This is a genomic window from Streptomyces sp. NK15101 (genome assembly GCF_020400725.1).
Lineage (GTDB): Bacteria > Actinomycetota > Actinomycetes > Streptomycetales > Streptomycetaceae > Streptomyces.
In genome coordinates this window covers 37,186-57,013 of sequence record NZ_JAINVG010000048.1, presented here as the reverse complement: position 1 = coordinate 57,013, position 19,828 = coordinate 37,186, and the positions used below count along the sequence as shown (strand labels likewise).

The 19,828-nt window shown below is 71.3% G+C and carries 15 protein-coding genes, 1 tRNA gene and 1 pseudogene; 9 read left to right on the top strand and 8 right to left on the bottom strand.

The window, feature by feature from the left end; genetic code table 11:
- Positions 1-87: 87 nt before the first annotated feature.
- The 3 genes from K7G60_RS24250 to K7G60_RS24240 form a co-directional block, all read right to left on the bottom strand.
- Positions 88-750 carry a methionine ABC transporter permease gene (locus K7G60_RS24250; RefSeq protein ID WP_225803047.1) on the bottom strand — a complete coding sequence of 221 codons (663 nt, stop codon included), beginning with the start codon at positions 748-750 and terminating at the stop codon, positions 88-90.
- The gene (locus K7G60_RS24245; protein WP_225803046.1) at positions 747-1,766 is read right to left on the bottom strand and encodes a methionine ABC transporter ATP-binding protein; all 1,020 of its coding nucleotides are present in this window, start codon (positions 1,764-1,766) and stop codon (positions 747-749) included. The genes K7G60_RS24250 and K7G60_RS24245 overlap by 4 nt, the downstream gene beginning before the upstream one ends.
- A gap of 71 nt (positions 1,767-1,837) precedes the next feature.
- Positions 1,838-2,803, bottom strand: a complete 966-nt coding sequence (locus tag K7G60_RS24240; RefSeq protein ID WP_225803045.1) for a MetQ/NlpA family ABC transporter substrate-binding protein — start codon at positions 2,801-2,803, stop codon at positions 1,838-1,840.
- A 319-nt stretch (positions 2,804-3,122) separates the two neighbouring features.
- Here K7G60_RS24240 and icmF point away from each other — a divergent pair, with 319 nt between their 5' ends.
- Positions 3,123-6,353 (top strand): fused isobutyryl-CoA mutase/GTPase IcmF, encoded by a 3,231-nt coding sequence (gene icmF / locus K7G60_RS24235; RefSeq protein WP_225803044.1) that lies wholly within the window; start codon positions 3,123-3,125, stop codon positions 6,351-6,353.
- Between the two features lie 54 nt (positions 6,354-6,407).
- Here icmF and K7G60_RS24230 read toward each other — a convergent pair.
- The 4 genes and pseudogenes from K7G60_RS24230 to K7G60_RS24215 all read right to left on the bottom strand — a co-directional run.
- A pseudogene (locus K7G60_RS24230) lies at positions 6,408-7,196 on the bottom strand (S-methyl-5'-thioadenosine phosphorylase); the annotation flags it as partial.
- Between the two features lie 81 nt (positions 7,197-7,277).
- Complete coding sequence (locus K7G60_RS24225) at positions 7,278-7,616, bottom strand: FmdB family zinc ribbon protein (protein WP_225803043.1); 339 nt, start codon at positions 7,614-7,616, stop codon at positions 7,278-7,280.
- A 68-nt stretch (positions 7,617-7,684) separates the two neighbouring features.
- Entirely contained in the window at positions 7,685-8,965 is a 1,281-nt protein-coding gene (locus tag K7G60_RS24220; RefSeq protein WP_225803042.1) for an MFS transporter, read from the bottom strand.
- Between the two features lie 258 nt (positions 8,966-9,223).
- The gene (locus K7G60_RS24215; protein ID WP_225803053.1) at positions 9,224-10,786 is read right to left on the bottom strand and encodes a potassium/proton antiporter; all 1,563 of its coding nucleotides are present in this window, start codon (positions 10,784-10,786) and stop codon (positions 9,224-9,226) included.
- A gap of 214 nt (positions 10,787-11,000) precedes the next feature.
- On the opposite strand from K7G60_RS24215, the gene K7G60_RS24210 reads away from it, so the two are divergent.
- Positions 11,001-13,766 (top strand): penicillin acylase family protein, encoded by a 2,766-nt coding sequence (locus K7G60_RS24210; RefSeq protein WP_225803041.1) that lies wholly within the window; start codon positions 11,001-11,003, stop codon positions 13,764-13,766.
- Here the strand turns inward: K7G60_RS24210 and K7G60_RS24205 are convergent, their stop codons facing one another.
- Complete coding sequence (locus K7G60_RS24205) at positions 13,767-14,360, bottom strand: 5-formyltetrahydrofolate cyclo-ligase (RefSeq protein WP_225803040.1); 594 nt, start codon at positions 14,358-14,360, stop codon at positions 13,767-13,769.
- Between the two features lie 104 nt (positions 14,361-14,464).
- On the opposite strand from K7G60_RS24205, the gene galU reads away from it, so the two are divergent.
- The 7 genes from galU (at position 14,465) to K7G60_RS24170 (ending at position 19,808) form a co-directional block, all read left to right on the top strand.
- A complete protein-coding gene (gene galU / locus K7G60_RS24200; protein WP_225803039.1) occupies positions 14,465-15,376 on the top strand; it encodes a UTP--glucose-1-phosphate uridylyltransferase GalU in 912 nt (303 codons plus the stop codon).
- A gap of 4 nt (positions 15,377-15,380) precedes the next feature.
- Entirely contained in the window at positions 15,381-16,748 is a 1,368-nt protein-coding gene (gene glp / locus K7G60_RS24195) for a gephyrin-like molybdotransferase Glp (RefSeq protein ID WP_374115671.1), read from the top strand.
- Positions 16,749-16,809: 61 nt separating this feature from the next.
- Complete coding sequence (gene moaC, locus K7G60_RS24190) at positions 16,810-17,295, top strand: cyclic pyranopterin monophosphate synthase MoaC (protein WP_030690225.1); 486 nt, start codon at positions 16,810-16,812, stop codon at positions 17,293-17,295.
- A complete protein-coding gene (locus K7G60_RS24185) occupies positions 17,292-17,858 on the top strand; it encodes a molybdenum cofactor biosynthesis protein B (protein ID WP_225803038.1) in 567 nt (188 codons plus the stop codon). Before moaC ends, K7G60_RS24185 begins: the two co-directional genes overlap by 4 nt.
- A gap of 14 nt (positions 17,859-17,872) precedes the next feature.
- A complete protein-coding gene (locus K7G60_RS24180) occupies positions 17,873-18,466 on the top strand; it encodes a GNAT family N-acetyltransferase (protein ID WP_225803051.1) in 594 nt (197 codons plus the stop codon).
- Positions 18,467-18,603: 137 nt separating this feature from the next.
- Positions 18,604-19,638: a gephyrin-like molybdotransferase receptor GlpR gene (gene glpR / locus K7G60_RS24175; protein WP_225803037.1), complete on the top strand. Its 1,035-nt coding sequence runs from the start codon at positions 18,604-18,606 to the stop codon at positions 19,636-19,638.
- Between the two features lie 96 nt (positions 19,639-19,734).
- A tRNA-Ala gene (locus K7G60_RS24170) sits at positions 19,735-19,808 on the top strand.
- The last annotated feature ends 20 nt before the right edge of the window (positions 19,809-19,828 follow it).

Genomic DNA, 19,828 nt, shown 5'->3' with positions numbered 1-19,828 from the left:
TAAACGGCCCCCGCTCAAGGCCCGTCACCACCACCCACCGGGGTGGCCGGCGACGGGCCTCCGCGCTGCCCGCCGTGTGACGCCGCCTCACCGGCGCAGTGTTCGCCGCGCCAGCGAGTTGCCCAGGAACTGCGCCGCCTGCACGAGGAACACGATGGTGAGTACGGCGACCCAGGTCACCGTCCAGTCGAAGCGCTGGTAGCCGTACGCGATGGCGAAGTCGCCCAGTCCGCCCCCGCCGACCGCTCCTGCGATGGCGGTCATGTCGATCACGCCGACGAACACGAAGGTGTAGCCGAGGATGAGCGGGCCCAGGGCTTCGGGGATGAGCAGGGTGGTGACGATGCGCCCGGGGCCGGCGCCCATGGAGCGGGCCGCCTCGATCACCCCGGGGTCGACGGTGACCAGGTTCTGTTCGACGATGCGGGAGATGCCGAAGGTGGCCGCGATGATCAGGGCGAAGGTCGCGGCGCCGGTGCCGATGGTGGTGCCGACCACGCTCAGGGTCAACGGGCCTATGGCGGTGATGAAGACGATGAACGGGATGGGCCTGACGAAGTTGACCAGAAGGTTCAGCGCCGTGTGGACGAGCCTGTTCTCCAGCAGGCCACCGCGGCGCGTCGTGTAGAGCAGGATGCCCAGCAGCAGGCCGAGGAGGCCTCCGAGGAGCATCGTCGCGGCGACCATCCAGAGGGTCTGTCCGATGGAGGTGGTGAAGACCGGCCAGAGGGTTTCCCAGTCCCTGTTCACGCGAGCACCTCCACCGTGGCGACCGTGCGGAGTCGGGCCACCGCCTTGTCGACGTCCTGCTCCGCTCCGGACAGCGCGAGGGTGACGCTGCCGAACGAGCGGCCCCGCAAGGTGTCGATCCCGCCGTGCACGATCTCGAACCGGAGGTCGTGCTGCCGTACCGCCTCCGTCAGGACGTGGCCCATCACGGCGTCGCCGTCGACCGTGACGGACACGAGGGGACCTTCGTGCCGCTTCCGGAGCCGGGCGATGTCCTCGCCGTCGGGGCGGTTCCGCAGAACCGTCTCCACGAATCGCCGGCTGGTGTCGGTCCGAGGCGCGGAGAAGACGTCGAAGACCGTGCCGACCTCGACGAGCCTGCCGGAGTCGAGTACCGCGACCCGGTCGGCGATGCTCCGGACCACGTCCATCTCGTGGGTGACGACGACGGTCACGCCGAGTTCGGAGTTGACGCGCTTGAGCAGTCGCAGGACGTCCTGGGTGGTCTCGGGGTCGAGCGCACTGGTCGACTCGTCCGCCAGCAGGATGGCGGGGTTGCCGGCCAGTGCCCGCGCGATGCCGACCCGCTGCTTCTGGCCACCGCTGAGCTGGTCGGGATACGCCCATGCCTTGTCGGTGAGGCCGACGAACGCCAGCAGTTCGGCGACCCGGGCCCGTTGCTCGCCCTTGGGCCGTCCCGCGAGCTTCAGGGGGTACGCGACGTTGCCGAACACCGTCCGGGAGCGGAAGAGGTTGAACTGCTGGAAGACCATGCCGATCCGTGCGCGGATCCGGCGGACGTCCTTCTCGGTCTGTTCGGTGACGACCACGCCGTCGACGGTGACCGTGCCCGAGGTGGCGTGCTCGAGCCCGTTGATCAGCCGTACCAGCGTGCTCTTCCCCGCTCCGGAGTGCCCGATGATCGCGAAGATCTCTCCCGCGTCGATCGACAGGTCGATCGAGTCGAGCGCGGAGACGGTGGTCGATCCGGAACGGAAGGTCTTTCCGACGTCGCGGAATTCTATGAGGGGTGCCATGGGTCCTTGCCTGGAGTCGAGCGGTGCGGTGCGGGAGGGGCGTCCGGCGGCGGACGCCCCTTGCTCGGAGGTCACCGCGCCGCGCGCACCGTCTCCTCCAGGGAGGAGACGATCTGCTCGAGATCGGCCTTCGGACGGTCCACGATCACCGCCGTTCCCTTGGATTCGGCGCGCTCCGCCTCGGTCACCGACACGTCGTGGTAGAGCTTGGCGATCTTCAGGTAGACGGGGTTGTCCTTGTCGGCCTCGCGGGCGACGAAGACGTTGATGTACGGGTCGGCCGCCGGCTTCGACGGATCGTCGCCGTAGAGGGCCTTCGACGGGTCCAGCCGGGCGTCCAGCGCGAAGTTGTTGTTGATCACCGCGCCGTCGACGGAGGGCAGGGAGGCCACGGTCTGGGAGGCGTCGACGGGCGTCACCGCGACCTTCGACGCCGCGGTGTCCACGTCGGCCGGCGTCGACAGCGCCGTCCCGCCGCCCTTCAGCTTCAGCAGGCCGGCCTGCTGGAGCACCAGCAGCGCCCGGGCCTGGTTGACCGCGTCGTTGGGGATCGCCACCCGGCCGCCCTTCGGGATCTCCCCGAGCGACGTGTGCTTCTTGGAGTAGAGGCTCAGCGGCACGACGACCGTCGACCCGATGGGGGTCAGGGTGTCGTGATTCGCCACGTTGTAGTTCGCCAGGTAGAAGAGGTGCTGGAACAGGTTGAGATCGGTCTGCTTCTGCGACAGTGCCGGGTTGGGCCGGGTGTAGTCGGTGAAGTTGACCGGCTCGATGTCGATGCCCTCCTCGGCGGCGAGCCTCTTCAGCACGGGCCAGGTGTCCGAGCTCGCGTCGGTGGTGCCGATCTTCACCGTGACGCGTCCGGACGCGCCGGCGTCCGAGCCGTCACGCGTGAGGCCGGATATCACCAGCGCCCCGGCCACCACGACGGCCACGGCGGCCACGGCGAGGCCCGTGATCAGGCCGGTTCTCCTCTGGGCCGGCCTGTCCGGGAGGTCGGGGGTGGCGGATTCGGCCTTGTTGGGCGCGTTCGTCATCTGGGGTCCTCTCGTGGTGGAGTGCACGGCCGACTGTGGGTGGGCAGGCCGTGCGCCAGACTTTAGATACGAAGGCGTTAAGGCGGCAATTTCTATCTATCTAAGATTCAAGCCGAATATTTCCTTGGATTGCATGAACGTTTCCCCGTTCACGCACCGGCAACAGAGGACGTTGCAAATCCCCATGAATCCCCCGCCCGGAGGAGACGAGCATCACAGCGGCGATGTGCACCCGGTCACACGAGTCTCGGCCTTCTGCAAAACTAGTAGGACGTCCTACTATCTGTGGGGTCCCACTTACCTCCCCGGGAAGGTCCACATGACCGCTCTGCACCGGCCCGTGCACCCCGTCCGTCTGGTCACCGCCTCGGCGCTCTTCGACGGACACGACGCCTCGATCAACATCATGCGGCGGATCTTCCAGTCCCAAGGCGCCGAGGTGATCCACCTCGGGCACAACCGGTCCGTGCAGGAAGTGGTGGACGCGGCGCTCGAGGAGGACGTCCACGGCGTGGCGGTCTCGTCCTACCAGGGCGGGCACGTGGAGTACTTCGAGTACCTGGTCCAGTCGCTGCGCGAGCGCGGCGCGGACCACATCCGCGTGGTGGGCGGCGGGGGCGGCGTCATCGTGCCCGAGGAGATCACCAGGCTCCGCAACAGCGGGGTCACCATCTTCTCCCCCGAGGACGGCCAGCGGATGGGCCTCGCCGGGATGATCAACTCGGTGATCGAGGACTGCGACTTCGACCTCTGGGAAGGCGGGCCGGCCGACGCGGCCGCGGTCCTCGCGGGAGACCGGTTCGCGGTCGCCCGCGCCATCACCGGCGCCGAGCTCGGCAAGCTGTCCCCCGACTTCCTGGACCGGCTGCGCACCGCCGCGGCGGCACGCGTCACGCCCGTCCTCGGCATCACCGGCACCGGCGGCTCCGGGAAGTCGTCGCTGACCGACGAGCTCGTCCGCCGGCTCCGCGTCGACCAGCAGGACAAGCTGCGCATCGCGGTGATCGCGGTCGACCCGACGCGTCGCCGCGGCGGCGGCGCGCTGCTCGGCGACCGGATCAGGATGAACTCCCTCGACGGGGACCGGGTCTTCTTCCGCAGCCTGGCCACGCGCGGCAGCCACGAGCTGCCCGAGCACCTGGCCGACGTCATCGACGTCGTCAAGGCCGCCGGGTTCGACCTGGTGATCGTGGAGACGCCGGGCATCGGCCAGGGCGACGCGGCGATCGTGCCGTTCGTCGACACCTCGCTGTACGTGATGACGCCGGAGTTCGGCGCCGCCTCGCAGCTCGAGAAGATCGACATGCTCGACTTCGCCGACGTCGTGGCCATCAACAAGTTCGAGCGGCGCGGCGCCAAGGACGCGCTGCGCGACGTGGCCCGCCAGCTGGTCCGCAACCGCGAGGCGTTCGACAAGAAGCCCGAGGACATGCCGGTCTACGGCACCTCGGCGGCCACCTTCAACGACGACGGGGTCACCGCGCTCCACCAGCACCTCAAGGCCGCCCTCGCCGAGAAGGGGCTCACGCTCTCCCCGGGCACGCTGGCGCCGGTCGACGTGCGCCACTCCTCCGGGATCCGGCAGGTCGTGCCCGCCGACCGGGTGCGCTACCTCACCGAGATCAGCGAGACGGTGCGCTCGTACCACGCGGAGACCGAGCGGCTCGCCGAGGCGGCCCGGCGGGTGCAGCGCCTGGACGCGGTCAAGGCCGAGCTGGTCCAGGCCGAGCACGACGACGCCGGCGTGGACGCGCTGCTCGCGGACGCCCGCAAGCGGCTCCCGCACGAGGTGGCGGACCAGATCGAGAAGTGGCCGGCCGTCGTGGAGTCGTACTCCGGCGACGAGCAGGTCGTGAAGATCCGGGACAAGGAGATCCGCACCAAGCTGACCCGCGAGTCGCTGTCGGGCAACAAGATCCCGCGCGTGGCGCTGCCCCGGTTCACCGACCACGGCGAGCTGGTCCGCTTCTGGCGCGGCGAGAACCTGCCCGGCCACTTCCCCTTCACCGCCGGGGTGTTCCCCTTCAAGCGCGACGGCGAGGACCCCGCGCGGATGTTCGCCGGCGAGGGCGACCCGTTCCGCACCAACCGGCGGTTCAAGCTGCTGTCCGAGGGCCAGCCGGCCACCCGGCTCTCCACCGCCTTCGACTCGGTCACGCTGTACGGCCGCGACCCCGGCGAGCGCCCCGACATCTACGGCAAGGTCGGCACCTCCGGCGTCTCCGTGGCGACGCTCGACGACATGAAGACGCTCTACGACGGCTTCGACCTGATCGCGCCGACGACCTCGGTCTCCATGACGATCAACGGCCCGGCCCCGACGGTGCTCGCGTTCTTCCTCAACACGGCCATCGAGCAGCAGCTCGACAAGTTCCGCGCCGCCGAGGGCCGCGAGCCCTCCGCCGACGAGGTGGACGGGCTCCGCGCCCACGCCCTGGCCACCGTGCGCGGCACGGTCCAGGCCGACATCCTCAAGGAGGACCAGGGCCAGAACACCTGCCTGTTCTCCACCGAGTTCTCGCTGCGGATGATGGCCGACATCCAGGAGTGGTTCATCGCGAACAAGGTCCGCAACTTCTACTCGGTGTCCATCTCCGGCTACCACATCGCCGAGGCCGGCGCGAACCCGATCAGCCAGCTCGCCTTCACGCTCGCCAACGGCTTCACGTACGTCGAGACCTACCTGGCCCGCGGCATGGACGTCGACGACTTCGCCCCGAACCTGTCGTTCTTCTTCTCCAACGGCATGGACCCCGAGTACTCCGTCCTCGGCCGCGTCGCCCGCCGCATCTGGGCGGTGGCGATGAAGGAGAAGTACGGGGCCAACGAGCGCTCCCAGAAGCTGAAGTACCACGTCCAGACCTCCGGACGCTCCCTGCACGCGCAGGAGATGGACTTCAACGACATCCGCACCACCCTGCAGGCGCTCATCGCCATCTACGACAACTGCAACAGCCTGCACACCAACGCCTACGACGAGGCCGTCACCACCCCCACCGAGGAATCGGTTCGCCGCGCCCTGGCCATCCAGCTGATCATCAACAGGGAGTGGGGCCTGGCGATGAACGAGAACCCCCTGCAGGGGTCGTTCATCATCGACGAGCTCACCGACCTGGTCGAAGAGGCCGTGCTCCAGGAGTTCGAGCGCATCAGCGAGCGCGGCGGTGTGCTCGGCGCGATGGAGACCGGTTACCAGCGCGGCCGCATCCAGGACGAGTCGATGCTGTACGAGCAGCGCAAGCACGACGGCACCCTGCCCATCATCGGCGTCAACACCTTCCGCAACCCGCACGCGGACACCGCCGAACCCGGCACCGTCGAACTCGCCCGCGCCACCGAGCAGGAGAAGCGGTCCCAGCTGGAGCGGGTGCAGGACTTCCAGGCCCGCCACCACGACCGGGCCCACGCGGCGCTGGCCGCCCTCAAGGAGGCCGCGGTCAACGGCGAGAACGCCTTCGCCGTCCTCATGGACGCCGCCAGGGTCTGCACCCTCCAGCAGATCACCGAGGCGTTCTTCGAGGTCGGCGGCCAGTACCGCCGCAACGTCTGAGGCGGTCCCGCGTCCTGCGCGGGCGCGGCGGTCCGGCGCGGCGGTGTTCCGCCGGCGGTCCACCGTCGCCGGCAGCGCGCCCACCGCGTCGAAGAGCACCTCCCGCAGCCGTCCCACGTTCTCGCCGAAGACCCTCAGCACCTCGGTGTGGGAGACGCCGTCGCCGGTCTCGGCGCCCGCGTCCAGGTCGGTGACGAGCGCGAGCGAGGTGTAGCAGAGGCCCAGCTCGCGGGCGAGGACGGCCTCGGGGTGCCCGGTCATGCCGACGACGGACCAGCCGGCGGCGGCGTGCCACCGCGACTCGGCGCGGGTGGAGAAGCGGGGCCCCTCGACGACGACCATCGTGCCGCCGTCGACGGGTTCCCAGCCCCGTCCCCGGGCGGCCTTGACCGCGACCCGCCGCCCGTCCGGGCAGTAGGGGTCGGCGAAGGTCACGTGGACGACGTTCGGCACGGCCCCGTCGGCCCGCGGCTCCCCGTCGAAGTAGGTCTGGGCCCGGTTCTTCGTGCGGTCGACCAGCTGGTCGGGCACGACGAGCGTGCCGGGTCCGTACTCCTCGCGCAGTCCGCCGACGGCGCAGGGCCCGAGGACCTGCCGCACGCCCACGGAGCGCAGCGCCCAGAGGTTGGCGCGGTAGTCGATCCGGTGCGGCGGGACGGTGTGGCGGCGGCCGTGCCGGGGGAGGAAGGCGACCCGCCGGCCGGCGATCTCGCCGAGGAAGAGGGAGTCGCTGGGGCTGCCGTACGGGGTGTCGACGGGCACCTCGGTGACGTCCTCCAGGAACGAGTAGAACCCGGAGCCGCCGATCACGCCGATGTCCGCGTACACGTCATGGTTGGCCATGCCGGTCACCCTACGCAGGGCGCGCGGAAACGCCGAGGGCCCCCGTCGCGCACGGCGGCGGGGGCCCTCGGGAAAGAACGGTCAGGCAGCCGAGCTTCCGGTGCTCGACGAGGACGCCGAGGAGGAGGAAGCGGCCGACGCGGCCGGCTTCGCGTCCGAGGAGGACGACGAAGAGGACGACGAGGACGCGGCGGACGAAGAGGTCGAGGACTTCGACGAGGCCGGCGAGCTGCTGGACGACGAGCCGCGGCTGTCGTTCCGGTAGAAGCCGGAGCCCTTGAAGACGATGCCGACGGCCGAGAACACCTTCTTCAGGCGTCCCTGGCAGCTGGGGCACTCGGTCAGGGCGTCATCGGTGAACTTCTGCACCGCCTCGAGGCCTTCGCCGCACTCGGTGCACTGGTACTGGTAGGTCGGCACTTGACTTCCTCCTGGCACTCACACTCATCGAGTGCTAACGACGATCCATACTGACGCATTCCGTGGGATCAGTCCACCGCCACGGGCACGCGGTGACCGATACCACGTGCCGCGACCCGGCTCGCCTCGCGGGGCCGCAACCGCGAGCGCAGGGCGAGCAGCGTGGCCAGGGCGAGGGCCGTGCCCGCCATCGGCACCAGGAATCCGGTGCTCGCGCCGTGTGCGTCGGCGAGGCGGCCGGCGACCGTGACGGCCGCGGCCTGGCCGAGCGCGACGGCGCCGGTGAGCCAGGTGAAGGCCTCGGTGCGGGCCGAGGCCGGGATCAGGGTCTCGACGATGGTGTAGCCGGTGATCAGGGCGGGGGCGATGCACAGGCCGACGACCAGGCCCAGGGCGCCGAGGAGCAGCACCGAGTGCGCGGTCCACAGCAGGGAGGCGGCGACGGTGAGGCCCGCGTAGCCCAGGATCAGGCGGCGGCGGGGGCCGGTCTTCCAGGCGACGGCGCCCATGGCGATGCCCGCGAGCATGTTGCCGGCGGCGAAGATCCCGTACAGCAGGCCGTTGGCGCCGGGGTTGCCGATCTCCTCGGTGAAGGCGGTGAGGGAGACCTGCATGCCGCCGAAGACGGAGCCGATGCCGAGGAAGGCGACGACGAGGACGCGGACGCCGGGGACGGAGAGCGCCGAGCGGTGGGGTTCGCCGCCGTGCCGGCCGGCCGCGGCGGACAGGCCGTGGGCGGGCTGGGTGGCGCGCTGCGCGGCGAAGAACAGGCCGCCGACCAGGGTGAGGGCGGCCTCGGCGATCAGGCCGGCCGCCGGGTGGACGCCGGTGCACAGGGCGGTGGCGAGGACGGGGCCGACGACGAAGGTGAACTCGTCCGTGACGGACTCGAAGGCGGCGGCCGTCGGCATCAGCGGGGTGCCGTCCAGCTTGGCTGCCCAGCGGGCCCGGACCATCGGCCCGACCTGGGGCACGGAGGCGCCGGCGGGGACGGCGGCCAGGAACAGCGCCCAGAGCGGGGCGCCGACCAGGGCGAGGGCGACGAGCAGGGAGACGGCGGCGGCGTGGACGAGGACGCCGGGGACCAGGACGGCGCGCTGGCCGAAGCGGTCGGCGAGCTTGCCGCTCTGGGGGGCGAAGAGCGCCATGGAGACGCCGGTGACGGCGGCGACCGCGCCGGCGCTGCCGAAGGACCCGGTGGTGTGCTGCACGAGCAGGACGATGCCGATGGTCAGCATCGCGAAGGGCTGCCGTGCGGCGAAGCCGGGGAGCAGGAAGGACAGCGCGCCGGGTGTGCGCAGCAGTTGCCCGTAGCCGGGCCGCTTGTCCGTGATGACCGTGGACGCCACGGTCCTTGCCTTTCCGCCGCCTGGTAGCGCGCCCCCTGCACGGTGGTGCGGGTGTCGCCGAGAGCTGTCCTCATGCGCGTTACTGCGGTAGATACCGGGCCGGCCCCACTGCGGAGGGGCGCCACGGCCGCCATACGGTCGCGCCAGCTCTGCGTCAGGCAGAGTTGGTTCGATCAGGTGTGCCTTCATGGTACAGGGAAGAGCGTCTTCCTGCCTGGGAAAACGCTCCCGCACCCGAATCGATGCCTGGGATCAACCCTAGGGTTCCTTGTGGCGGTCGCCGCCCGGCAGGTGGAAGCGTCCCGTGACGGTCGGCGTCGAGGCCGCCGTCGCGCCGCCGGTGCCGAGCCAGCCGGCGAGCTTGCCGCCCTGGCCGACGGCCCGCAGGCGTCGCTCGGTGGCGTCCCGCACCGGGTCGGTGGCGACGACGAGCAGTTCGTCGCCGTGCCGCAGGACGGTGGCGGGCCCCGGCACGAAGCTGGTGTCCTCGCGTACGACGAGGGTGACCGCGGCTCCGGCCGGGAGGCGCAGCTCGGCGACCTCGACGCCGTGCATCCGGGAGCCCTCCGGGATGGCCACGGAGAGCAGGTGTCCGCGCAGCCGTTCCAGCGGGGCGGACTCGACGCCGAGGTCGGCGGCCCCGGCGGGGTCGCCCAGCTTGAGGGCCTTCGCCAGCCAGGGCAGCGTCGGGCCCTGGACGAGGGTGTAGACGACGACGAGGACGAAGACGATGTTGAAGATCCGCTCGCTGCCCTCGATCTCGGACACCATCGGGATGGTGGCGAGGATGATGGGGACGGCGCCGCGCAGGCCGGCCCAGGACATCAGGGCCTGCTCCTGCCAGGGGATCCGGAAGGGCAGCAGGCTGACCAGGACCTCCGTGGGCCGCGCGACCACCGTCAGGACGAGGCCGATGACGACGGCGGGCCAGAAGTCGTGGACGAGCTCGTGCGGGGTGACGAGCAGGCCGAGCAGGACGAACATGCCGATCTGCGCGATCCAGCCGAGTCCCTCGGCGAAGCCGCGGTTCGCGGGGGCGTGGGGCAGCTTGGCGTTGCCGAGGATCATCGAGGCAAGGTAGACGGCGAGGAAGCCGGAGCCGTGGGCCATGGCGCCGGCGGCGTACGCGACCACGGCGATGGCCATGACGGCGATCGGGTACAGGCCGGAGGCGGGCAGGGCGACGTGCCGCAGCCCGTACGCGCCGAGGAAGCCGACCGCGAGGCCGACGGCGACGCCGATGGCGAGTTCGAGGGCTATCTCGCCGATCAGGAAGTACCAGTGCTCGACGGGGCCGGCGGTGGAGAAGGCGACGACGAGGATGACGACGGGGGCGTCGTTGAAGCCGGACTCGGCCTCCAGGACACCGGTGACCCGTGAGGGGAGGGGCACCTTGCGCAGGACGGAGAAGACCGCGGCGGCGTCGGTGGAGGAGACGACGGCGCCGATGATCAGCGCCTGCCGCCAGTCGAGGCCGACGAGGTAGTGGGCGCCGGCGGCGGTGATGCCGACGCTGACGGCGACGCCGAGGGTGGAGAGGACGACCGCGGCGGGCAGCGCCGGCTTGATCTCCTTCCACTTCGTGCCGAGACCGCCCTCGGCGAGGATCACGACGAGCGCGGCGTAGCCGATGACCTGCGTCAGTTCCGCGTTGTCGAAGGCGACGTTGCCGATGCCGTCCTGTCCGATGGCGACACCGATGCCCAGGTAGAGCAGCAGGCTGGGGAGCCCGCTCCGGGAGGAGATCCGCACGGCCGCGACGGCCACGAGCAGGACGAGGGAGCAGACGAGCAGGAGTTCGTTGAGCTGGTGGACAGTCAGTGGCCGTTCCTTCCCCTCATGCGCGGCTGGATCGTTCCGCCAGCGGCCGGTACTTCGTTACCTTACCTAATCTTTAACGCTTTCTTGACGCTCCCTTTGCGTTCCCTCGTTCACCAGTACGGTTCTCTTCCTGACACCGCGTCCGGGCCGTCCGGACGCTGCGCCTAAGGTTGCTCCCGTACTCCAGGACCACCCTGCCCCTCGAAGGACAGCGATGCCCTCCAACACGACCGCGCCCCCCGGCAAGAAGACCGCCAAGAAGAAAGGGCGGCGAGCCCGCCTGCTCCTCCTCGTCCTGGTCCTCGCACTGGTCGCGGGCATCGGCTTCGGCGGGTACTGGGGGGTCAGCACCGTCCGGGCCTCGTTCCCGCAGACGACCGGCGAGATCCGCCTCGACAAGCTCTCCGCCGACGTCGAGGTGAAGCGGGACGCGAACGGCGTCCCGCAGATCTACGCCGACAACGAGGCGGACCTCTTCCGCGCCCAGGGCTACGTCCAGGCGCAGGACCGGTTCTACGAGATGGACGTCCGCCGGCACGTGACCGCGGGCCGGCTCTCCGAGATGTTCGGCGAGAGCCAGGTCGACACCGACGCCTTCCTGCGCACCCTCGGCTGGCGCCGGGTCGCGCAGGAGGAGTACGACAAGGTCCTGTCGCCGGAGACGAAGAAGTACCTCCAGGCGTACGCGGAGGGCGTCAACGCCTATCTGAAGGACCGCGCCCCGGCCGACGTCTCGGTGGAGTACGCGGCGCTGGCCCTCACCAACGACTACACGATCGAGCCGTGGACCCCGGTCGACTCGGTGGCCTGGCTCAAGGCCATGGCCTGGGACCTGCGCGGCAACATGCAGGACGAGATCGACCGCTCGCTGATGACGAGCCGGCTGAACGCGAAGCAGATCAAGCAGCTGTACCCGGAGTACCCGTACGCGCTCCACCAGCCGATCGTGGACAAGGGCGCGGTCGACGACTCCACCGGCGAGTTCGACCCGAAGGCCGACGCGACCGAGGGCGACGGGACGACCACCGGGGACGCCCCGGGCACGGGCCCCGGCTCCTCCGGCGGCTCCGGCTCCTCCGGCGGAGTGTCCTCCCAGCTCGGCGCGCTCTCCGAGGTCCTCGACACCGTCCCCGCCCTGCTCGGCCCCAACGGCAACGGCATCGGCTCGAACTCCTGGGTCGTCTCCGGGCGGCTCACCACCTCCGGCAAGCCGCTGCTCGCCAACGACCCGCACCTCGCGCCCCAGCTGCCGTCCCTCTGGTACCAGATGGGCCTGCACTGCCGCTCGGTCTCGGCCACCTGCCGCTACGACGTCGCCGGCTACACCTTCTCCGGCATGCCCGGCGTGATCATCGGCCACAACGACAAGATCGCCTGGGGCCTCACCAACCTCGGCGCCGACGTGACCGACCTCTACCTGGAGAAGATCGGCCCCGACGGCTACCTCGTCGACGGCAAGGTCAAGCCGTTCACCAGCCGCGAGGAGACCATCAAGGTCGCCGGCGGCGCCGACCGCAAGATCACCGTCCGCTCCACCGAGCACGGACCGCTCGTCTCCGACCGCTCCTCCGAGCTGGAGACGGTCGGCCAGAAGGCCCCCGTCGGCAACGCCGCCCCCGACCGCGGCACCGGCTACGGCGTCTCCCTCCAGTGGACCGCCCTCCAGCCGGGCAAGTCGATGGACGCGATCTTCGCGATCGACCGGGCCAAGGACTTCACCGCCTTCCGGGCCGCCGCCAGGAAGTTCGAGGTCCCGTCCCAGAACCTGATCTACGCCGACACCGACGGCAACATCGGCTACCAGTCGCCGGGCAAGATCCCGCAGCGCACCAAGGGCGACGGCACCCTGCCCGCGCCCGGCTGGGACTCCTCGTACAAGTGGAAGGGCTACATCCCCTTCGAGAAGCTGCCCTACGAGCTCAACCCGGCGCGCGGCTACATCGTCACCGCCAACCAGGCCGTCATCGACCGGAAGACCTACCCCGAGCTGCTCACCGAGGACTGGGGCTACGGCTCGCGCAGCCAGCGGATCAACGACCTCATCGAGTCGAAGACCAGGGACGGCGGCAAGATCTCGCCGGACGACATGCGGACCATGCAGACGGACAACCGCAGCGAGATCGCGACGCTGCTCAACCCGCTGCTGCTGAAGATCGACATCTCCGACCCGTACGTCCGCGAGGCACAGAAGCTCCTGGAGGGCTGGGACTACACCCAGGAGCCCGACTCGGCCGCCGCCGCCTACTTCAACGCGGTCTGGCGCAACGTCCTCAAGCTCGCCTTCGGCAACAAGCTGCCCAAGGAGCTGCGCGCCGAGGGCGACTGCATCAGCGTCCGCCCGGCCGAGGCCACCGGTCCGGTCGACGAGCAGAACAAGCTCGTCCGCGAGTGCGGCGAGCGCGACCCCGACTCGGCGCAGCCGGACGGCGGCGACCGCTGGTACGAGGTGGTCCGTCCGCTCCTCAAGCAGGAGAAGAGCGAGTGGTGGGCCACCCCCGGCAACCGGCTCGACCCGGCCACCGAGACGCGCGACCAGCTGCTCGCCCGCGCCATGAAGGACGCCCGCTGGGAGCTGACCGCCAAGCTCGGCAAGGACGTCTCCACCTGGAGCTGGGGCCGGCTGCACCAGCTGACCCTGAAGAACCAGACCCTCGGCACCGCCGGGCCCGGCGTCGTGCAGCAACTCCTCAACCGCGGCCCGTGGAACCTGGGCGGCGGCGAGGCGGCCGTCGACGCCACCGGCTGGAACGCGGCCGGCGGCTACGAGGTCATCTGGGTGCCGTCGATGCGGATGGTCGTCAACGTCGGCGACTGGGACAAGTCCCGGTGGATCAACCTGACCGGTGCCTCCGGCCACGCCTTCCACTCGAACTACACGGACCAGACGGACGCCTGGGCGAAGGGCGAGCTGTACGACTGGGCCTACGGCAAGGCGGCGGTCGACGCGACGGCGAAGGAGACGCTCACGCTGAGGCCCTGATCAGGGGCCGAAGCGGGTGACCCCCTCCGGGGTCACCACCGCGTGCACGGGGTGGTCGTGCGGTTCCTCCGGGACCCGCGTGACCACCTCGTCCGCGTAGAGGAGCACCACCAGGGCCGGATCCACGCCCGCGCGTGCGAGCCGGGCGAGGACCCGGTCGTACGAGCCGCCGCCCCGCCCCAGCCGCATTCCGCGCCCGTCGACGGCGAGGCCGGGCAGCAGGACGGTGTCGGCGGTGCACACCGCGTCGGGGCCAAGACGGGGCCCGGTGGGCTCCAGGAGACCGCGCCCGGCCTTCAGCAGCGCCTCGCGTCCCTCGTACGCCGCCCAGTCCAGGTCGTTGTCGGGCAGCAGGACCGGGAGCAGGACCCGCACCCCGCGCGCGTGGAGGGCGTCGAGCAGCGCGCGCGTGCCCGGTTCGCGGCCCACCGACACATAGGCGGCGACGGTGGCCGCCCCGGAGAGTTCGGCCAGTTCCAGTCCGTGCCGGGCGAGGGATTCGGCCGCGTCCTCGAGGACGACGGGGGCCAGTGCGGCGCGGGCGCCCAGAAGTCGACTGCGCAGCAGGGTCTTTTCGGACATCTCAGGTGTCATCGCGGCCTCATGTACATGTACGAAATTCTTGTAAGTGTCTTTATGTGAAGGAAGTTAACCGAAGGCACATCTTCCTCTCATTCCGAACGGCTAAGGTGCACCGCATGAATCAGTCGTTCCCCAGGCTCGGTCGGATCAGCAAGGCTGTCATCCCCGCCGCCGGTCTCGGCACCCGCTTCCTGCCGGCGACCAAGGCGACCCCGAAGGAGATGCTGCCGGTCGTCGACAAGCCGGCCATCCAGTACGTCGTCGAGGAGGCCGTCGCGGCCGGCCTCTCCGACGTCCTGATGATCACCGGCCGGAACAAGCGGCCCCTGGAGGACCACTTCGACCGGAACTACGAGCTGGAGGAGGCCCTCCTCCGCAAGGGCGACGACGAACGCCTCTCCAAGGTCCAGGAGTCCAGCGACCTGGCCACCATGCACTACGTCCGCCAGGGCGCCCCGCGCGGCCTCGGCCACGCCGTGCTCTGCGCCGCCCCGCACGTCGGCGACCAGCCCTTCGCGGTGCTCCTCGGCGACGACCTGATCGACCCGCGCGACCCGCTGCTCGCGCGGATGGTGGAGGTCCAGGAGCGGGAGGGCGGCAGCGTCATCGCCCTCATGGAGGTCGAGCCCTCGCAGATCCACCTCTACGGCTGCGCGGCGGTCGAGGCGACCGCCGACCCGGACGTCGTGCAGGTGACGGACCTGGTCGAGAAGCCGGACCCGGGCGAGGCGCCCAGCAATTACGCGATCATCGGCCGTTACGTGCTGGATCCGGCCGTCTTCGACACGCTGCGGGAGACCGAGCCGGGCCGCGGCGGCGAGATCCAGCTGACCGACGCGCTGCAGAAACTCGCCTCGGACGAGAAGATCGGCGGCCCGGTCCACGGCGTCGTCTTCAAGGGGCGCCGCTATGACACCGGCGACCGCGGGGACTATCTGCGTGCCATTGTCAGACTCGCGTGCGAACGTGAAGATCTGGGACCGGACTTCCGGGCCTGGCTCCGGAGATACGTCAGCGAGGAGATGTAGCACCTTGAGCAGCAGCGCGGCACCGTCGCCGTCCCCCGGCGACCACGACGAGCACGACCACGGGCACGGCGCGGCGGACCCCTGCGCGGGCCCGGCCCGCGGCCTGTGGTCGGTGGACGAGCACCTCGCCGACATCCTCGCGACGGTCGCCCCGCTCGAACCGATCGAGCTGCAACTCCTCGACGCCCAGGGCTGCGTCCTCGTCGAGGACGTCACGGTGCCGGTCGCGCTGCCCCCCTTCGACAACAGCTCCATGGACGGGTACGCGGTCCGGGTCGCGGATGTCACCGGCGCCACCGAGGAGTTCCCCGCCGTCCTCACCGTCGTCGGCGACGTCGCCGCGGGCGCCGGCGGACTGCCGGAGGTCGGCCCCGGCCAGGCCGCCCGGATCATGACCGGCGCCCCGCTGCCACCCGGTGCCGAGGCCGTCGTCCCCGTCGAGTGGACCGACGGCGGTACGGGCGGAGGCGCGGCCACCGGCATGACCGCCGCGAGCACCGCCCCCGAGGCAGCCGGCGGCGAGGTCAGGGTCCACCGGGCCGCCGAGGCCGGCGCCCACGTCCGCAGGGCGGGCAGCGACGTGCGGGCCGGGGAGCTCGCCCTGGCGGCGGGCACGGTCCTCGGGCCGCCGCAGGTCGGCCTGCTCGCCGCGATCGGCCGGGGCACCGTGAAGGTCCGCCCCCGCCCCCGGGTCGTCGTCCTCTCCACCGGCAGCGAGCTCGTCCAGCCCGGCGAGCCGCTGGGCGAGGGCCAGATCCACGACTCCAACAGCTTCGCGCTCGCCGCCGCCGCGCGGGACGCCGGCGCCCTGGCCTACCGGGTGGGGGCCGTCGCCGACGACGCGGAGTCGCTGCGCGCCACCATCGAGGACCAGCTCATCCGGGCCGACCTGATCGTGACCACCGGCGGGGTGAGCGTCGGCGCGTACGACGTGGTGAAGGAGGCGCTGACCGCCGACGGGCAGGTCGACTTCCGCAAGCTGGCCATGCAGCCGGGCAAGCCGCAGGGCTTCGGCGCGGTCGGCGCCGAACAGATCCCGCTGCTCGCCCTCCCGGGCAACCCGGTCTCGTCGTACGTCTCCTTCGAGCTGTTCGTGCGCCCCGCGATCCGCGCGCTGATGGGCGTCGAGGACCTGCACCGGCCCCGGGTGCGGGCGGTGCTCGACGCGGAGAAGGCCCTGTCGTCCCCGGCCGGCCGCCGCCAGTTCCTGCGCGGCACGTACGACCGGGAGGCGGGCACCGTCACACCCGTGGGCGGTGCCGGCTCCCACCTGATCGCGGCCCTCGCGCACGCGGACTGCCTGCTCGTGGTCCCGGAGGGGACGGAGAGAGTGGAGCCGGGCACCGAGCTGGAAGTGGTCCTCCTCGGCTGAGGGGGCGAAGGTGGGGGTACGGTGTGTCGTCCTTCACACAGCGACCGGGAGTGTCACGGCCATGAGCACGCAGCAAGGTCTCACCCACATCGACGAGGCGGGCGCGGCCCGCATGGTCGACGTATCGGCGAAGGACGTCACGTCCCGCACCGCCCGCGCCAGCGGCCGGGTCCTCGTCTCGCCGCGCGTGATCGAGCTGCTGCGCGGCGAGGGCGTCCCGAAGGGCGACGCGCTCGCCACCGCCCGCATCGCCGGGATCATGGGCGCCAAGAAGACCCCCGACCTCATCCCGCTCTGCCACCCGCTGGCCGTCTCGGGCGTCACGCTGGACCTGGCGGTCACGGACGAGGCGGTCGAGATCCTGGCGACGGTGAAGACCACGGACCGCACGGGCGTGGAGATGGAGGCCCTCACGGCGGTCTCGGTGGCGGCCCTGACCGTCGTCGACATGATCAAGGCGGTCGACAAGGGCGCGGTCATCTCCGACGTACGGGTGGAGGAGAAGACGGGCGGCAAGTCGGGTCACTGGACGAGGGCCGAGGCGTGACGCGCGCGGGCCGCGTCTCGGGAGCGCACGAGCACGAGCACGAAACGGCGCCCGGCGGGCCCGGGGAGGTCCCCGCGGCGGCCTACCGCGCCCTCGTCGTCACCGCCTCCAACCGGGCGTCGGCCGGGGTGTACGAGGACAAGGGCGGTCCGCTGATCGCCGAGGGCCTGACCCGGATGCGCTTCGCCGTGGACGGCCCGCGGGTCGTCCCGGACGGGGCGCCCGTGGAGGCCGCCCTGCGGGCGGGGGTCGCCGCCGGGTACGACCTGATCGTCACCACCGGCGGCACGGGCATCTCGCCCACCGACGAGACCCCCGAGGCGACCCGCCGGGTCCTGGAGCGGGAGATCCCGGGCATCCCGGAGGCGATCCGCGCCCACGGCCGCGACAAGGTCCCGACGGCGGCGCTCTCGCGCGGTCTGGCCGGGGTCGCGGGCGGCACGCTGATCGTGAACCTGCCGGGATCCCCGGGCGGGGTGCGCGACGGGCTCGCCGTCCTGGAGCCGCTCCTGCGCCATGCCGTCGACCAGATCCGCGGCGGCGACCACCCGAGAACGTCGTGATCCCGTCCTGGCCGGTGGTCCTCGTCGACGGCGAGGTGCTGCTCCGACCGATAAAGATGCGCGACCAGGCGGCCTGGCGCGAGGTGAACCGGCGCAACCGCGAGTGGCTGCGGCCCTGGGAGGCGACGGTTCCGCCGGCGCTTCCGGGCGCTCCGGTCGCGCAGCGGCCCACGTACCGTCAGATGGTGCGCCACCTGCGGTCGGAGGCGAACGCAGGCCGGATGCTGCCGTTCGTGATCGAGTACCGGGGGCGGCTCGTCGGCCAGTTGACGGTGGCGGGGATCACCTGGGGCTCGATGTGCTCGGGGCACGTGGGGTACTGGGTGGACAGGGAGGTGGCCGGGCGCGGGGTGATGCCGACGGCGGTCGCGCTCGCCGTCGACCACTGCTTCCGCGTGGTGGGCCTGCACCGCATGGAGGTGTGCATCCGTCCGGAGAACGGGCCCTCGCGCCGGGTGGTGGAGAAGCTCGGTTTCCGCGAGGAGGGCCTGCGGCCCCGGTATCTCCACATCGACGGCGCGTGGCGGGATCATCTGGTCTTCGCGCTGACGGCGGAGGAGGTGCCGGAAGGGCTCCTGAGACGCTGGCATCACGCGAGAATGCAATAAGTGTTCGAATTTAATCGCCAGTTGGCGGTCAATCGATCTGAAGAATCACAAAAAAGTTCAGTGATATCAGCCAGATCGTGCGACACACCGGGCCAATTGGCCGATGCGTGTTACGGAACCCCTCTACCGTGTGAGACGTGAGCAGCAGCGGCCTCATCTACGCAGTCATCGTCGGGGCCTGGGCCGCCTACTTGGTGCCGATGTGGCTCCGCAGGCAGGACGAGCTGAACGAAGCCCGTCCGACGGAACGCTTCAGCACCGCCATCCGGCTGCTTTCCGGACGGGCGGGCATGGAGCGCCGGTACGCCAAGGAGCTCAGGGAGCGGGACCGTACGGCGGAGGGACCGACGCCCGACGTGGACCCGGACGCGGAGACCGAGCATCTGAGCTCGGTCGACGTCCGGGCCTTCTCCGCGCCCGCGGCCAGGACGGAAGCGCGCCTGGAGCTCCCGGAACCCGGCCCGGAGCCGGCACCCGGCCCCGCGCCGGCCCGGCCCGCCCCCGGCGCCGCCGAGCGCGCCCGCCGGGGCAAGGTCCTCGCCCGGCGCCGCCGGACCACCACGCTCCTCTTCGCCGGCTTCACCCTCGGCGCGGTCGTCGCGGCCGTCGGCGGCGTCGCCTTCCTGTGGGCCCCGGCGGTCCCGGCGCTGCTCCTCAGCGCGTACATCGTGCACCTGCGGATCCAGGAGCGGCGGCGCTTCGTGTACGTGATGGACCGGCGCCGCGCCGAGGCGGCCGCCGCCCGGCTGCGCGAGAGCCGCCGCCCGGTCCCCACCCCGGAGCCGGAGGCCGACCCGGCCCCGGTGGCCCCGGCGGTCTCCCCGCAGGAGGCGGACCGGCGCGCCCTGGTCGAACAGACCGACCACGCGGAGTGGGTGGACCAGCAGCGCGAGCGCGGGCCGGCCCGCGGCGACAGCTGGGACCCGGTCCCGGTGCCGCTCCCCACCTACGTCACCGCCCCGGTCGCCCCGCGCGCCACGAGCGGCATCGACATCACGGACCCGGAGACCTGGAGCGCGGCCCGCTCCTCCACGGCGGCCGACCCGGCCCCCACCCCGCCCCCGGCGCCCCGCCAGCGCACCGGTCAGCCCCGCCGCGGCCGCGACCACGGCCGCACCCCGCTCTTCGACCAGTACGCGGACGAGGACCGTCCGCGGGCGGCCAACGAATGACCCCCGGCCGGGGGTCCGCGACGGCCCCCGGCTGACCTGGGACGGAAGCGATTTTTGTTCTTCCCGATCGGGATGCTAATGTTTCACACGTCGCAAGGGCCTGTGGCGCAGTCTGGTAGCGCACCTCGTTCGCATCGAGGGGGTCTGGGGTTCAAATCCCCACAGGTCCACAGACAAAGAGATCCCGCCC